Annotated in this window: 10 protein-coding genes; all 10 read left to right on the plus strand. The window is 74.3% G+C overall.

The window, feature by feature from the left end:
- Positions 1-437: 437 nt before the first annotated feature.
- Positions 438-1649, plus strand: a complete 1212-nt coding sequence (locus ACFZB9_RS34850) for a BTAD domain-containing putative transcriptional regulator (protein WP_391453903.1) — start codon at positions 438-440, stop codon at positions 1647-1649.
- 12 nt (positions 1650-1661) lie between these two features.
- Entirely contained in the window at positions 1662-3956 is a 2295-nt protein-coding gene (locus tag ACFZB9_RS34855) for a TOMM precursor leader peptide-binding protein (protein ID WP_391453905.1), read from the plus strand.
- A 76-nt stretch (positions 3957-4032) separates the two neighbouring features.
- On the plus strand, positions 4033-5904 hold the full coding sequence (locus ACFZB9_RS34860; RefSeq protein ID WP_391453959.1) for a TOMM precursor leader peptide-binding protein: 1872 nt from the start codon (positions 4033-4035) through the stop codon (positions 5902-5904).
- A 69-nt stretch (positions 5905-5973) separates the two neighbouring features.
- Positions 5974-7698, plus strand: a complete 1725-nt coding sequence (locus tag ACFZB9_RS34865; protein ID WP_391453906.1) for a nitroreductase family protein — start codon at positions 5974-5976, stop codon at positions 7696-7698.
- 67 nt (positions 7699-7765) lie between these two features.
- Positions 7766-10522 carry a lantibiotic dehydratase gene (locus tag ACFZB9_RS34870; protein ID WP_391453961.1) on the plus strand — a complete coding sequence of 919 codons (2757 nt, stop codon included), beginning with the start codon at positions 7766-7768 and terminating at the stop codon, positions 10520-10522.
- Entirely contained in the window at positions 10515-11642 is a 1128-nt protein-coding gene (locus ACFZB9_RS34875) for a lantibiotic dehydratase C-terminal domain-containing protein (RefSeq protein ID WP_391453908.1), read from the plus strand. The genes ACFZB9_RS34870 and ACFZB9_RS34875 overlap by 8 nt, the downstream gene beginning before the upstream one ends.
- Entirely contained in the window at positions 11639-12868 is a 1230-nt protein-coding gene (locus ACFZB9_RS34880; protein WP_391453910.1) for a M50 family metallopeptidase, read from the plus strand. Before ACFZB9_RS34875 ends, ACFZB9_RS34880 begins: the two co-directional genes overlap by 4 nt.
- Positions 12869-12915: 47 nt before the next feature.
- A complete protein-coding gene (locus ACFZB9_RS34885; protein WP_391453912.1) occupies positions 12916-13839 on the plus strand; it encodes an ABC transporter ATP-binding protein in 924 nt (307 codons plus the stop codon).
- The gene (locus ACFZB9_RS34890; RefSeq protein ID WP_391453913.1) at positions 13836-14585 is read left to right on the plus strand and encodes an ABC transporter permease; all 750 of its coding nucleotides are present in this window, start codon (positions 13836-13838) and stop codon (positions 14583-14585) included. The genes ACFZB9_RS34885 and ACFZB9_RS34890 overlap by 4 nt, the downstream gene beginning before the upstream one ends.
- Complete coding sequence (locus ACFZB9_RS34895) at positions 14582-16507, plus strand: TOMM precursor leader peptide-binding protein (protein WP_391453914.1); 1926 nt, start codon at positions 14582-14584, stop codon at positions 16505-16507. Before ACFZB9_RS34890 ends, ACFZB9_RS34895 begins: the two co-directional genes overlap by 4 nt.
- The last annotated feature ends 57 nt before the right edge of the window (positions 16508-16564 follow it).

The following is a 16564-nucleotide window of genomic DNA, read 5'->3' on the forward strand; positions in this document are numbered from 1 at the left end:
GCCTGGCCACCCCCCGGGGAACGCCGCGCCCGAGAAACCCGCGAGTTCAGCGGCTCCGCGAACTCGCAGCGGCCTGTTCACGCTCACCGAAGGAAGCGCAGCACCTCCGCGCCGAAGTCCGTGGGGTGTTGGAAGAGGAAGCCGTGGCCCGCGCCGCTGAGGGCGGGGTCCCAGTGGTCGAACCTTCAGAAGTTGTGGGTTTGACTTTCATGTCTATGGGCCGGGGGCGGTTTGTCATGGCGCTGAGCTGCGCTTTCGTTGGCGTCGGTGCAGGTCCAGACCTGGGATCAGGACTGAGCATTGGCAGGAAGTTCACTCAAATGCCTGTCGAAGTCGTTGACTTGATCGACTTTTGGCAAGTAGCTTCCGGCGGACAGAAACGGGCGGAACTGGCGCCGTCCGGTCGACGACCGTGACCGCATCGGGGGGGGTGAGCCGTGGGCGGGATCGCAGGAGCGGGGCAGGACGGCGACGGAGCCGCCCGGTTCACCGTGCTCGGCCTGTTGGCCATCGCGGACCAGCGGGAGACCGCCGTGCTCCAGCCCTCCAAGCCCGCCACCCTGCTGGCGGCGCTGCTGGTCCGCCCGAACACCGTGGTCTCCGTCGAGTGGCTGCAGCGGGCGATCTGGGGCGAGGAGACCCCGGCCACCGCCAAGGCCGCCCTGCACTCCTGTGTGCTGCGCCTGCGCCGGCTGTTCGCCAAGTACGGCATCGCGGGGCACACCATCGAGGCGCTGCCCGGCGGTTACCGGATGACCGCCGACGCCGGCACCCTCGACCTGCTCGAATTCCGCGAGTTACTCCGGCTGGCCGACCAAGCTACCGACCAGGTAGCCGAGTTGGGCCTGTTACGCGAGGCGCTGACCCTGTGGCAGCTACCGGTCCTGGGCAATGTGCCCTCCGACGCGGTGCACCGCGAGGAGGTACCCCGGCTCACCGAGGAGTGGCTGCGGAGCGCCGAACGCGCCTACGACATCGAACTCGCCCTCGGACGATGTCGCGAGGTGCTCGCCGAACTCTGGTCGGCGGCCAGATCGCACCCGGTGCACGAGCGGTTCTGGGAGCAGCTGATCGAGGCGCTCTACCGCACCGGCCGTCGCGCGGACGCACTGGCCGAGTACCGCCGGGTCCGCGATCACCTCCTGGAGGAGCTCGGCGTCGATCCGGGGCCGGCCTTGCGGCGCCTCGAACTCTCCATTCTGCGCGGTGAGTCGGTGACGACCACGGCCCGGGCGGACGGCCCGGGCGGACCGGCCGAGCGGCCGCGCTCCACCGAAACGGCCGCCCGCACCGCGATCCCCGCCTCCATGTCCGCCACCGTGCCCGGGTCCGGGCCCGGGCCGGCGCCGGATCCACAGCCCGAGTCGACGGCCGGGGCGTGCGCCCTGGCCGCGCCGGACGGGCCGGGCGGACCGGTCAGCGGCGAACTCGTCCTGGCCGGGCTGGTCCAGGCGGGGCTGCTGCGTGAGGGCCCGCGCGGCCTCTACCGGGTCCACGACCTCCTGCTCTCCTTCACCCGTGCCGCTGCCGGGAGTTGGGCGCACGCTCCGGCCACCGGACCACCCGCCGAGAGCACCGGGCGCACCGAGAGCGCCACCGAGCACCCCCGCCCCCCGCGGCTTCCGGCCGCCCCGCTGCGCAGAACCTGAGGTGTGAGGGACATGGCCCTGTACGAGGAGATCGCCGACACGCGGCCGCGAATCCGCCGCGACGTGCTGTACACGCAGACGCCCACCGGCGTGCTCTTCCACAACGCGCACGGCGGCTTCAGCCTCACCACGAAGAACGCCTACCGCTTCGCCTCGCTGCTCGTCCCGCACCTGGACGGCGAGCACAGCGTGGCCGACCTCTGCGGTGGGCTCGGCGACCAGCAGCGCGCCATGATCGCCCAGTTGGTGGCCGCGCTGTACGGCCGGGGCTTCGCCCGTGACGCCGGCCCGGCCCCGGAGGCGGACGCAGCACCTGTCACCCCTGAGGTCGCCGCCCGGTTCGGCGCACAGCTGGAGTACATCGACCACTACGTGAACGGCGCCGCCGAGCGGTTCGCCCGCTACCGGCGGACCCGGGTCGCCGTCCTCGGCGACAACGAGCTTGCGCACTGGTGCGCGTTGAGCCTGATCCGCAACGGCTGCGCGACCCTGGGTCTGCTGCCCGGCATCCTGGCGGACGAGACCGGCGCGCCGGCCACCGAGGCGGCCGCACTCGCCGAGGCGGGCTGTGATCTGACGCTCCATCAGCTGTCTACCGACGTCGACCTGGTGGACTGGGACGCGCTCGACGGCTATGACCTCGTCGTGGTCACCGGCGGGGCCCGGCAGACCGCCCGCCTGCTGGCGGCGGGCATCCCGGCGGGGCAGCGGCTGCTGCCGGCCTGGACGGTCGGCGGCCGCGCGGTGCTCGGGCCGCTGATGACCGAAGGCCGCCCCGGCTGCTGGACGTGCGCCGCGCTGCGCCTGGGCGCGGGCGCCGACCCCGGTGACAGCGCCGAGCTGTGGAGCCGCGTCGCGCCGCTCGCGCCGCTGGAGTCCGGCGACCGGCAGCCGAGCGGGCCGCTGGCGGCGATGCTCGGCAACCTGCTCGGCTACGAGGTGTTCCGGCTCACCACCGAGGCGCTGCCGGCCGAGACCGACGGGCAGCTCATCGTGCAGGACCTGGACTCGCTGGACGTGGCCAGTGAGCCGCTGCTCCCGCACCCGCGCTGCCCGCGCTGCGCCGCGCTCGCCGACCCGGCGACGGCCCGGCCCGAGCAGCACTGGCCGAGCGCCGCCGAGCTGGACGCGGCGGACCAACCGCGGACCCAGCCGGCCGACGGCGCGGCCGAGGAGGCGGCGGCCCAGCACGCGCTGGCCGAACTCGACACGCGGGCCGTGCTGGTGCGACCGCACGCCGGGCTCTGCACCGAGTTCGCCGACGACACCTGGCAGCAGACGCCGCTCAAGGTCGGCACGGTGCGGCTGAACCTGGAGCCCGGGAGGCGCCGGGAGATCTCCGCCTTCGATGTGCACCACGTGGCGGGCGCGCGGCTGCGGGCGCTCTACCGGGCGGCCGAGGTCTACGCGGACCGGGTCATCCCGGCGACCGACCCGCACAACCGGGCCGCGACGCAGGACTGCGCGCGCGTCGACCCCGCCAGGCTGGCAACTGCCAGCGGCGTCCTGCCCACCGCCGTGCTGCCCACCGCCGTCCTGCCAACCGCCGTGCTGCCCACCGCTGTCCGGGCCTGGCGCCCGACCCGCTCGCTGCTCACCGGCGAGCGGCTGCTGGTGCCGGCTGCCGCGCTGCGGCCGCTGGGCGCCGACAACGCCGGTCATACCTTCGAGACCACCAGCGCGGGCACCGGCGCGGGTGGCACGCTGGCTGGGGCGACCGTCCGGGCGCTGCGCTCGGCGCTGGCGTACGACGCGCTGCGACGGGCGCTGCGCGGCACCGCCACGCCGCGGACAATCCCACTGGACCTGCTCGAAGCCGACGTCGAACTCACCTTCCTGGCCCGCTCGGCCAAGAACCTCGGCCTGGAGCTCGACCTGCTGCGCCTCGGCGACGGCCCGGCCGACCCGCTTCCGGTGGTGCTGGCCCGGGCCACCGAGCCGGGCGCGGATCGCGGGAGTTGGGCGGTGGGCAGCGGCCTGAGTCTGCGCGAGGCGGTACTGGAGGCGACCCGGGATCTGCTCGGCCCGGTCCAGCTCGGCCGCGACCTGGGCACCCCCGGGTCCGGCGACCCGGGTGACCCGCTGGTGCGGGACCTCGACCCGGCCGTCCTGGTGGCCAGCGCCGACGAGACCGCTGCCACCCCGGGCGCCCTCGACGAACGGCTCGACTGGGCGCGGGTCCTGGAGCGGCTGCGGCAGGCGGGGCGCGACGTGCTGGTCGCACCGGCGGGCGCAGCCGATCTCCGGGCCGGCCAGATCGAGGTGGTCAAGGTGCTTCTCACCCGCGGGACTTCGGGTGCGCACTGAGGTCATCGAGGTCACCGAGCGACCGGAGGCGAGGGATGAGCCGGCCGACGAGCGCTGGGCGCGCACCCGCGGCGCGCTGGCCGAGCTGCTGGCCCGGTCCCTCGACGAGCCGCAGAGCCCCCCGCGACTGCTGGGCGTCCAGGACGAGTTGACGGAGACCGAACCCGCCCCGGACGGCGACTCGGCCGATCCCGTGCACCTGTACGGCCACCACGCGATCGTCGGCCCCGGCCCCGGCTCCGGCCCCTCCCCCGCCGGCTCGCCCTGCCCACGCTGCCTGGCCCGGCGCTGGCAGGCCGTGCGCTCCGGGCCGCTGCGCGAGGCGCTCGAACTCGGCGGCGACACCCGGGCGGTGGGCGATCCGCCGTGGGCGGTGCCGTTCCTCGCCGACGCGCTGGCCGCGCTGCTCGCGGCCCGCCGTGAACGCCCCCGGGCGGGGCGGGTGCACCTGCTGGACCTGGAGACACTGCGGGTCAGCGGCTTCCCGCTGCTGCCCGACGCCGAGTGCCCGCGCTGCGACCCGCGCACCGAGGACTGCGCCGAGGACGCCCGGATCGTGCTGGCCGGCAGGCCCAAGTCCGCACCGGACGACTTCCGACTGCGCGGGATCGAGGAGTACCGGCTGTCGCTGCCCGCGCTGGTCAACCCGGTGGCCGGGATGCTCGGCCCCTCGGTGATTCCCGACCTGGTGTCGGCCACCACCTCCTCGACCGTCGGCTGCTTCACCATGCGCTCCGGCAGCTACCTGCGCGAGTCCTTCTGGGGCGGCCACACCGCCGCCTACCGGACCAGCACCCAGGTCGGCCTGCTGGAGGGCCTGGAGCGGTTCGCCGGGATGCGCCCGCGCGGCCGGCGCCGCACCGTCACGGCCACCTTCGACGAGCTCGGAGAGCTCGGCGAGCAGGCCCTGGACCCCCGGCAGTGCGGCCTCTACAGCCCCGAGTTCCACCAACTCAAGCCCGACATCCTGCCGTTCTCGCCGAGCTGGGCGATCCCCTGGGTCTGGGGCTGGTCGCTGCGCGAGGACCGGGCGGTGCTGGTGCCCGAGATCCTGACCTACTACCACGCCCCGGGCGGGCTGCGGAACCGCTTCGTCCAGGAGAGCTCCAACGGCTGCGCCTCCGGCGGCTGCCTGGAGGAGGCGGTCTACTTCGGGCTGATGGAGGTGGTGGAGCGCGACGCCTTTCTGCTCAGCTGGTACGGCAGGATCGCGCTGCCCGAACTGGATCCGCGGCAGAGCACCCGGGCCGAAACCCGGGCGATGGTGGACCGGTTGGCGATGTACGGCTACCGGGCCCGGTTCTTCGACACCCGGATCGGCTTCCCGATCCCGGTGGTGACCGCGGTCGCCGAACGGATCGACGGCGGGCTCGGCCGACTCGCCTTCGGCGCGGGCGCGAGCCTCGATCCGGAGGCGGCGCTCTGGGCCGGGCTCTGCGAGATCGCCACCGACGCCGTCAACCTGCGCCGCCGCACCGCCCGCGAGGAGCACCGACTGCGGGCGATGGCCGCGGACTTCGACCAGGTACGGGTGCTGCACGACCATCCGCTGCTGTACGGGCTGCCCGAGATGGCCAGGCACGCCGACTTCCTGCTGCGCCATGACGGTTCGTCAACTCAGCTGGCCTCCCCCGCCTCGCTCGCCACCGGCCCGGGTGCGATCCGGCCGGGCACCGACCTGCGGGAGGACCTGGAGCAGTGTGTGGGGGCGGTGACCGGGGCGGGCTTCGATGTCATCGTGGTCGACCAGACCATGCCCGAGCAGCGCGAGTTGGGCCTGTGCACCGCGAGTGTGCTGGTCCCCGGCCTGCTGCCGATCGACTTCGGCTGGCACCGGCAACGGGCCCTGACCATGCCCCGGCTGCGCACCGCCCCGCTGGCGGCCGGCCTGCGCGAGCGCGAGTTGTCGGATACCGACCTCAACTGGGCGCCACACCCCTTCCCCTGAGCCGACACCCGGCCACCACCCGAGGCCACGGCGAAGCAGCGAGACCTGAGACCTGAGAGAGGAGTCAGCATGGGCTACGCCCACGAGTACGCCGCCGCGGTGATGCGGCGCGGCCGGGTGCCGATGGAGCCGGCCGACTTCGTGCCCAACTGGGCCGACCGGCCCCGCAAGGGCAAGTACTTCCCCGGCGCCGAGCGCCTCCCGCTGCCGGACGGCACGGCGGCCCCGGACGCCGACGTTCAGCGCGGCCTGTTCGGGCCGCGCGGGCAGGGCGAGTTCACCCTGCCCCTGCTCGGCGGGATGCTCCGCGACTCCTACGGCCTGACCGGCCGGCGGCTGGCCGTGCAGGCCAACTCGGACCTGGGCTCGCTGCCGTTCTACACCCACGCCAACTTCTCCCGCGGCACCGCCTCCGGCGGCGGGCTGTACCCGATCGGGATCCACTGGGTCTGCGGGCCCAGTGGCCCGTTCACACCGGGCGTCTACCACTACGCCACCGGGCACCACGCGATGGAGCGCCTGCTCACCGGCGACGTCTCGGCCGAGGTGCGCGCGGCACTGGGCCCGGCGCCGCACGAGGGCCAGGGCAAGCACCAGGAGCAGGAGCAGGACCAGGAGCAGAAGCAGAAGCAACCCGACTGGGAGACCGACCAGTTCCTCGTGCTCGGGGTCAAGTTCTGGCAGAACGCCTTCAAGTACAACAGCTTCTCGTACCACGTGGTCGCCATGGACATCGGTGCGCTGCTGGAGACCTGGCGGATCTGGGCCCGCGCGCACGGCCTGCACATCGGCGCCGCACTCTGGTTCGACGAGCCGCGGCTGACCGGGCTGCTCGGCATGGCGCCCGAGGAGGAGGGCGTCTTCGCCGTCGTCCCGCTGCGCTGGCACCAGGACGGGACGGCCGGTGCCCGCCCCGGGTCCGCGCCGGCCGGGGTTCGGGTGCGCGCCGTGGACCAGGAACGCTCGCGCACGGTCCTGGACTTCGAGACCGTACAGAGCGTGCATGCCGCCACCCTGGCGGGCGCGACCGAGCGACCGGCTCCCGGACTGCTCGCCGGGGCGCTGGCCGACGCGCTGACCGACGCGCTGACCGACGCGCCGGCCGGTGGCGAGCAGCCGCCGGGTGGGGCACCGGCCGGCGCGGACCTCCAACTGCCCGCCCCGCAGCCGCTCACCACCGGGGTGCGCACCGCGCTGCGCGCCCGGCGCAGCAGCTTCGGCCGGTTCACGGCCGAGCCGCCGATGAGCGCGGTCCAGCTGGCCACCGCACTGGCCGCCGCGTCGACCACCGCCCGCCTGGACACCGATGCGGAGACCGGCACCGCGGCCCACCCCGACGGGCCGCCGCTGACCCGGCTGTACGTCTTCGTCAACCATGTTGCCGGTATCGCGCCGGGCTCCTACGCCTACCTCCCACACGGCGAGCGCGCCGCGCTGCGCCCACTCGGCAGCGGTACGCCGGGCGCGTTCCTGCAGCGCACCTACTTCCTGGCCAACTACAACCTGGAGCAGGCCGGTGCGGTGATCGCGGTGGCGGCACCGACAGCCGCCGTGCTGGACGCGGTGGGCGACCGGGGCCTGCGGCTGGTCAATGCGGCCGTCGGCGCCTGCTCGCAGGCGCTCTACACCGCCACCGCCGCAGCCGGGTTGGCCTGCGGCGTGGCGCTGGGCTTCGACTGCGTCTCGTACGCCGAGGAGCTGGGGCTGGCGGAGCGCGGCGAGGTGCCGATGCTGATCATGATGGTCGGCCAGGAGCACCGCAGCCCCGCCGACTTCGACCACCGGATCGCCTGACGTGCGGGGGGAAGAGTTGACCACTGGAGCACCGGACGCGGCCCCCGAGAGCCTCGGACGCCACTTCATGCTGCGGGTCGGCGGGCTGCCCGTCGAGGCGGTGCACGCCCTGCGCGCACCCGAGTCGCTCGCCTGGGCCGAGCGGCTGCTGGCCGAGGAGGAGCGGCTGACCGAGCTGGGCGCCCGGCTCAGCGAGCCGCTCTCCGCCCTGGTGAAGGCGACCGAGGACGCGGGCCGCCGCCGCGACCTGCTGGCGGTGCGGCGGCAGGTGTTCAACAACCGGCTGCCCGACCGGCCGGCCGAACTCGGCGCGCTGGCCGCCGAACTGGGCGGTGCCACCGGCGAGCTGCTGGCCGAGTGGCTGCGCGCCCGCCGGCACCTGGCCCGGCTCGCCGACCGTGGCACCGCCACCCTGGCGACCGAACTCCTCACCACCCGGGCGGAGTTGCGCAAGCTCGCGGAGCGCGAGGAGCTGCGCCTGGGCCTGCTGCTCGCCTCGCCCTCGCTGGTGGACCGACTGGACGGCCAACCCGCCGACCCGGCGGCCCCCTTGGACAAGCGCGCCCGCAAGCTGGAGCGGTCGCTGCTCTCCTACCTGTACCGGACCGCCTGCAAGACCAGCCCGTTCAGCACCTTCACCGCGGTCGCCGCCGGCACCTTCACCCAGCAGCCGGGCACCCCGTCCCAACAGCCAGGTGTCCCGTCCCAGCAGGCGGACGCCCCGTTCGGCGGCCGACCGGACGCCCCGGCGGACCTCCTGCTCGGCCCCGGGCGGACCAGCCACCCCCGGCTGAACGTGGTCGTCCTCGCCCGGCTGGCCGAGCTGATCGCCGCCGACCCCGAGCGCCGTGGCGACCTGCCGCTGATGCCCGCCTCCGGCTGGGAGCTGACCGAGGACCGGGTCCGCTACGTGCGGCGCTCGGTCACCGCCGGGGACGCCGCGGCCACGGTGAGCTTCGACGCCGCCCACGACCGTCTCTTCTTCCTGCGGCTGAGCGGGGTGCTGGAGCACCTGCTGGAGTTCTTCGGCGAGCGCCCGCTGATCCGCTACGGGGAGCTGGCCGAGTTGCTGGCCGCCCGCACCGGCGGCAGCACGGCGGACGCCGAGCGCTACCTGACGGCGCTGCTCGATGTCGGCATGCTCCAACTGCCCGCGCTCGGCACCGATGTGCACGCCGCCGACCCGCTGCGCGCCTTCCAGGCGGCGCTGCGCTCGCTGGACCGGCCGTGGGCCGAGGCCGCCGCGGCGCGGCTGGCCGGCCCGGCCGCCGCGATCGACCGCTACCCGGCGGCGGACGCGCCCACCCGACGGGCCCTGCTCGGCGCACTGCGCCGGGACCTCACCGCTCTGCAGCGGGAGCTGGCAGCCGGGGAGCCGCCCGCGCTTCCGCAGACCCTGCTCTACGAGGACGTGGCGGCGGGCGAACCGGTCGCGGACACCACCGAGTGGCGGGAGGCCGCCGCCCGGCTGCGCGAACTCGCCCGGATCCTGCCCGTCTTCGATCTGGGCCTGGCCCGCAGGCTCACCCTGAAGGGCTTCTTCCTGGCCCGCTTCGGCCCGGGCGGCAGCTGCCCGGACCTGCTGCAACTGGTGCACGACTTCCACGAGGACATCTTCAACCAGTACCTGCAGTTCACCGCGCTCAAGCCGGAGCAGGGCGAGGACGGAGCCTATCTGCCGGAGGAGAACTGGCTGGGCCGTCCCGAGCTGACCGCACTCGACCGGGCCCGCGGCGAACTCTCCCGGCGGATGGCCGAATTGTTCGCCAAGCTGCCGGACGGCAGCGAGGAGCTGCTGCTGGAGCCCGCCGATCTGACCGCCGTCGCCGGTGAACTCGCGCCGCTCGGCGAGGAGTTCGCGCCGCACAGCCACTTCGTCCAGCTGGCCCGGCGGGCAGGCGAGCCGCTGGTGGTGCTCAACCACTCCTACGGCGGACTGGCGTTCCCGTTCACCCGCTTCACCCACTGCTTCGACCGGCCGGACGCCGCCGGTCTGCCCGCCCGCCTGCGCCAGGAACTGCTGGCGGCCCAGCCCGAGGGCGCGGTGTTCGCCGAGGTGACCGCGGGATCGGCCACCACCAACCTCAACCTGCACGCCCGGCTGACCGAGTACGAGATCGTCTGCCCCGGCGAGACCAGCACCGCCCCCGAGGCCGCCCAACTGCGGCTCGACGACCTGTTGGTGGAGCACGACCCGGCCGCCGACCGGCTGCTGCTGCGCTCGCGCCGGCTGAACCGGGAGGTGGTCCCGCTCTACCTGGGCTACCTGGTGCCGATGGTGCTGCCCGAGGTGCCGCGCAGCCTGCTGCTCTTCTCCCCCACCTCGCGGGTCACCCCGCAGCTGTGGCGCGGGGTGCCCGCCGGCCCTCCCACCGCCGGGGCGACCAGGCGCCCCCGGGTCCGCTACGGCAATCTGGTGCTCCAGCGCCGCAGTTGGACGGTGGCACCCGAGGCGCGGCCCGCCGCCGCGGCCGGCCGCAACGAGGCCGAGCGGTTCCTGGACTGGCAGCGCTGGCGCCGCCGGCTCGGGCTCCCCCGCCAACTCTTCGTCCGGGTGCATCCGCTGGGCGGGGCCGGCCCGCGCCTGGGAGCTGTCAAGCCGCAGTACCTGGACTTCGCCAGCCCGCTCTCGCTGCTCGCCCTGGAGGGCCTGCTCACCGGCGGTCCGGCCGAGTTGGTGCTGGAGGAGATGCTGCCCGGCGAGCAGGAGCTGCATGTGCGCTCCGCCCAGGGCCGGCACGTCGCCGAAGTGGCCCTGGAGATCATCCCCCGCACCACGGCCGCCGCCACCGGGCAGCGGGAAGGAGAGCCCAGCCATGACTGACCGGCAACCCACCGCCCCCGGCCCCACCTCCACCTGCGACCCCGATCCCGATCCCGCCGTCGCCCCCACCGGCGCCCGCACCGACACCGCCACCCCCGGCGACTGGCAGGCCTTCCACATCTTCTACGCCGCCAGCCCGCGCCCGCTGCTGCTCCAGTGCGTGCGCCCGCTCGTCGAGGAGCTGAACGAACAGGGCCTGCTCGCCGGGTACTTCTTCATCAACTACTGGCTGGAGGGCCCGCACCTGCGACTGCGGCTGCGCCCGGCCACCGTGCGGGCCACCGCCGAGGTGACCGAGCGCGCCGAGGCGGCGATCGCGGCCTTCCTGCGCCGCCGCCCGGCCCTCTACGAGGTGAAGGACAGCTTCTTCGCCGAGCTCTACAACACCCTCTTCGAGCTGGAGTACCGCGAGGAGGACCGCGCGCGCCTGCTCGGCCCGGACGGGCGGATGCGGCTGCGCGAGAACAACAGCTTCAGCGCCGAACCCTATGAGCCGGAGTACGGCAAGTACGGCGGCCCGGCCGGGGTGGCGCTCGCCGAGTGGCACTTCCAGCGCTCCAGCGACCTGGTCATCGAGGCCGCCCGCACCATGAACGTGCATCTGCGCACCGTGGTGCTGGGGCTGGCCGCGCAGCTGATGATGACCGTGTCGGCCTGCTTCCTGCCCGACCAGGAACAGCTGCTGGCCTTCCTGGACCGCTACCACGCCTTCTGGAACGGGGCCTTCGAGGGCACCAACTTCACCGCCCAGCAAGGCTATGACCGGGCCTACAGCAGCACCGGCGAGGCCTTGGCGGACCGGTTCCACGCCATCCGCGCGGCCATCGGCAGCGGCGCGCTCGACCACCTGCCCAGCCTGCTGCGCGGCTGGGCGGAGCACTGCCTGGAGCTGCGCGCGCGGGCCACCGGCCTGGCCGAGCGCGGTGAGCTGGTCTTCCGCTCCTGGGACGGCACCCGGGACCTGCCGGTGACCGATCTCGCACAGGCGTTGCCGATGCTGCTCTCCCCCTACGCCCACATGACCAACAACCGGCTCTCGGTGACGGTTCGCGACGAGGCCTACCTCTCCTACGTGCTGGCCCGCGCGCTGCGCGAACCGCGGGCAGCGGTGACCACATGACGGATCGTCACCTGCTTGCCCTCCAGCCGCGGATCCGTCCGGAGATCCGGATCAGCCGCCCGCTGCTGCGCGGTACCGCGCCGGTGCACCTGCTCAAGGACCCGGCCAGCGGCCGGCGCCTGACGGTCGGCGCCAAGGAGCACTTCATCATCAGCCGGCTGGACGGCACCCGGTCGCTGGCCGAGGTCGGCGAGCAGTACGCGCGGCAGTTCCGCGCCCGGCTCGGCGAGCCGCAGTGGCAGCAGATGCTGGCCCTGCTCTACAGCCGCGGCCTGCTCGGCGACGCCCCGCCACCACGGGCCGAGGTCACCGGGCAGCAGGCCGAGCAGCCCCGCTCGACCGTGCTGGCGGGCCGGGTGCGGATGGTCGCCGACGCACCCGCACTGCTCGACCGGCTGCACGCGGCCACCGGCGTCCTGCGCCGACGCTGGTTCCTGGCCGCCCTGTTCACCCTGGTGGCCGCGCTGCTGGTCGGCCTCGCCGTCCAGTTCGGCGCGCTACTGGGGGACACCGAGCAGCTGTTCCATCAGCCGGTGGCGCTGTTCGCGGTCGGCACCCTGCTCTGGGTCAGCCTCGCCTTGCACGAGCTCGGGCACGCTCTGGTCGGCCGGGCGTTCGGTGGGCAGATCACCGAGATCGGCCTGCGCTGGCGGCTGCCGGTGACCTACCTGTACTGCGAGGTGGAGGACGTGCAGTTCTTCGCCCGGCGCCGGCAGCAGATCGCCACCGCCTGCGCCGGTGCGCTGGTCAACCTGGTCTTCCTGCTGCCCTGGTACCTCGCCTGGAACCTGCTGCCGGCGCACGCCCAGGCCCGCCCGTTCATCGGCGGCCTGCTGCTGCTCGGCGCGGCGCTGGCCTTCGCCAACCTGATCCCGCTGCCACCGCTGGACGGCTACCAGGCCCTCGGCTACGCCCTGGACTGCCTCCAACTCGCCACCGAGAGCCGCCGGTTCGTCGCCCTGCTGGCCCGCTCGGCGGTGCGCCGCGGGCCGGGGACCGACGGCTACCCCCGGCGCCTGCGGCTGGTCTACGGCGGTTACGCGCTCGGCTGCGCCGCCCTGGCGGCGGCCGCGCTCGCCGCGCTCGGGCCGCTGGCCCACCGGCTGCTGCCGGCCGGCTGGGCGCCGGTGGCCGGCCTCACCCCGCTGCTGGCGGTGGCCCTCGCGCTGGCGCTGTGGGCCGGCGGCCTGCTGCTGCGCACCTACCGCAGACGGCAGGCGACCTGATGCCGGCACGAGAACGAGCACGACCGCACGCAACGGAGAGATTGACGATGAGTTCAGCCGCAAGCCGCTCGGGCCCCGCCGTCGAACTGGACGGGGTGACCAAACGCTACGGGAGCGTGCAGGCGCTCGACGGGGTCTCGCTGACCGTGGCGCGCGGCGAGTTCTTCGGCCTGCTCGGCCCCAACGGTGCCGGCAAGACCACCCTGGTGGAGATCGTGGAGGGCCTGCGCACCCCGGACGCGGGCCGGGTGGCGGTGCTCGGCGAGCAGCCGTGGCCGCGCAACACCGCGCTGCTGCGCCGCCTGGGCATCCAGACCCAGAGCTCGGCCTTCTTCACCCGGCTCACCGCGCGCGAGCACCTGGAGACCGTCGCGGCGCTCTACCGCCTGGACCGGGGCGCCGCGCTGCGCGCCCTCGACCTGGTCGATCTGCGGGAGAAGGCCGACAGCCGGATCAGTGCGCTGTCCGGCGGCCAGCGCCAGCGCCTGGCGCTGGCCACCGCGCTGGTCCACGAGCCCGAGCTGATCTTCCTGGACGAGCCGACCGCCGCGCTCGACCCGGCCGCCCGGCGCTCGCTCTGGGAGGTGCTGAGCGCGCTGCGCGGGGCGGGCCGGACCATCGTCTGCACCACCCACCACCTGGACGAGGCGCAGGCCCTGTGCGACCGGGTGGCGATCATCGCGCGCGGGTCGATCCTGGCCCAGGACAGCCCCGACCACCTGATCCGCTCGCTCGCCGCCCCCACCCGGCTCAGCCTGCCGGTGCACCGGCTGACCGCCGCCGAGGCCGAGGCGCTGCCCGAGGTGGAGCGGGTCGCCGTCGAGGGCGGCGACCTGGTGCTCTGGACCAGGTCCGCGAACCGGGTGCTGGTCGCGCTCGGCGAGCTGGTCGACGTGGACGAGGTCCGGACCCGCAGCGCGACCCTGGAGGACGCCTACCTGGAGCTGACCGGATCGGAGCCCCGCCCGTGAACGCCTACCTCGCCGTCACCCGGGCCAGCTACCTGGCCTACCTGCGGGACCGCACCTCGGTGATCTTCACCTTCGCCTTCCCGCTGCTCTTCCTGGTCGTCTTCGGGCTGATCTTCCGCGGGCAGTCGGTCAACGGCGGCCTGTCGTACATCAATTACATCGCGCCCGGGGTGCTCTCCTGGGGGATCGGCAACGCCGCCCTGTTCGGCGTCGCCTTCACCCTGATGCACTGGCGGCGCGACGACCTGCTGCGGCTGATCTGGCGCACCCCCACCCCGCTGGGCTCGGTGCTCGGCGCCCGCTACCTGGTGGCACTCGGCACCGGGCTGATCCAGGCAGCGCTGTTCGCCGTCGTCGCGCTGAGCGCCTTCGGCCTGCACGTCACCGGCCACTGGCCGCTGGCGCTGCCGGTGCTGCTCTTCGGCATCACCGCCTTCGCCGCGCTCGGCCTGGTGGTCGGCACCCTCGCCAACACGCCCGAGGCGGTGGCCGCGATCGCCAACTGCGTGATGGTGCCGATGGCCTTCCTGTCCGGCGCGTTCTATCCGATCGACCTGATGCCGGGCTGGCTGCGCACGCTCTCCCGGGCGCTGCCGCTGCGGTACTTCGACGAGGGGGTCACCGACGCGTTCGCCGGGCGCGGCGGGTTCGGCGTCCCCGCGCTGGACTGCCTGGCGCTGCTGGGCTTCGCGCTGCTCTTCGCCCTGGTGGCCGGGCGCTTCTTCCGCTGGAGCAACCAGTCGTGACCGCCACCGTGCCCTTCGAGGAGGCCCGGGCGCTGCTGGAGCGCCGGCTGGCCGCGCGCGCCGCGGCCGGCGGCCAGGACGCCCCGCGGGTGGCCGCACTGGGCGGCGTCGACCTACTGCGGCCCGAGCCCTTGGACGCGGCCCGGCAACGGGCCGGCGCCACCGTGCACCTGGGCTCGGGGGCCGTGCTGATCGGCCCCTACGGCGGCTCGCCCACCGCGCCGGGCGCCTGCGGCTGCTGCCTGGCGATGCGCTGGCAGCGGCTGCGCAGCCGCACCGAGCGGGAGGCGCTGGAGACCGGATCGGCGGTCACCGTGCTGGACGCCCGCTGGCCGCGGCTGACCGAGCACGCGCTGGACGCCATCTGGGCGCTGTACCAACTCGCCCTGGGCGTAAGGCCGTCTGGCAGCGGTCCGGACGCGGAGCTGCCGCAGGTCAGCCGGCTCGACCTGGAGACCCTACGGGTGCGGACGGTCCCGCTGCTGGCCGAGCCGCTCTGCCCGGCCTGCGTCGCGGGTGAGGCCGCGCAGGCGGGCGAGGGGCCGGTGCTGCCGCTGGTCGCGCGCCCCAAGCCGGCGGCGCAGGAGTACCGGCTGCGTGCGGCGGGCTCCTACCCGCTGCCCGCCCTGGCGCTGGCCAACCCGGTCTGCGGCGTGCTCGGCGCCGGCACCTGGTCCGACGTCACCTCACCGACCACCGCGCCGGTGGCGGGCAGCGTCTTCATGCGCGGCTACGCGGGCCTCACCGACGTCACCTGGAGCGGCCAGGCCAACTCCTTCGCCGCCAGCCGGAACCTGGCCTTCCTGGAGGGCCTGGAACGGTACGCGGGCACCCACCGCCGCCGCACCGCGCCGCCGCTGACCGAGGCCTACCGCAACCTGGCCGGTGCCGCGCTGGACCCGCGCGACTGCGGGCTGTACGCCGAGCGGACCTACCGGGACGACCCGATGCTCAGCCCCTTCGACCCCGACCGGCCGATCCCTTGGGTCCAGGGCTACTCGCTGCGCGACCTGCGCCCGATCCTGGTCCCGGCCCGGCTCTGCTACTACAGCGCCGGGGTGGCCGCCGACAACTTCGTCTTCGAGTGCTCCAACGGCTGCGCGATCGGCAGCTGCCTGGAGGAGGCGATCCTGTTCGGCCTGCTCGAACTCATCGAGCGGGACGCCTTCCTGCTCGGCTGGTACGGCAACGCCGCGCTGCCCGAGATCGACCTGTCCCAGGACGCCGGCCCGGCGCTGCGGGCGATGGTGGACCGGGCCGCACTGCAGGGCTACCGGGTGCACGCCTTCGACAACCGGGTGGACCTGAGCGTCCCGGTGGTCACCGCGCTCGCGGTGCGCGAGGACGGCGGCCCCGGCACACTGGCCTTCGCGGCCTCGGCCGGGTTCGACCCGGCGGCCACCGTGGAGTCGGCCGTCTGCGAGATCCTCACCTATATCCCGCACCTGCCGGGCCAAGTGAGCGCACGACCGGCCGAACTGGCCGCGATGGCCGAGGACTTCGACCTGGTGCGCCGACTGCCCGACCACGCCGCCCTGTTCGGGCTGCCCCGGATGGCCGCGCACGCCGAGAGCTACCTGCGCCCCACCGCGCTGCTCGACTCCGCGCAGACGTACCAGGGTTGGCTGAAGCAACGGCCCGACTCCGGTGACCTGCTGGACGATCTGCTGCACTGCCGCGACGAGCTGGTCCGGGCCGGCTTCGATGTGATCGTGGTCGACCAGACCACGCCCGAGCAGCGGCGGCTCGGCCTGCGCACAGTCTGCACCCTGGTGCCCGGCCTGCTGCCGATCGACTTCGGCTGGTCGCGCCAGCGCGCCCTGCGGCTGCCCCGGCTGCGCACCGCGCTGCGCCGCGGCGGGCTGCGGCAGCGGGACCTGGCCGAGGACGAACTGCGCCTGGTGCCGCACCCGTTCCCATGACCGCCGTTCCCGTGACCGCCGGGCGCGGAAACGGCGGGCGCGGGAACGACGACGGCC

This window comes from Kitasatospora sp. NPDC008050 (assembly GCF_042957465.1).
Taxonomy (GTDB): Bacteria; Actinomycetota; Actinomycetes; order Streptomycetales; family Streptomycetaceae; genus Kitasatospora.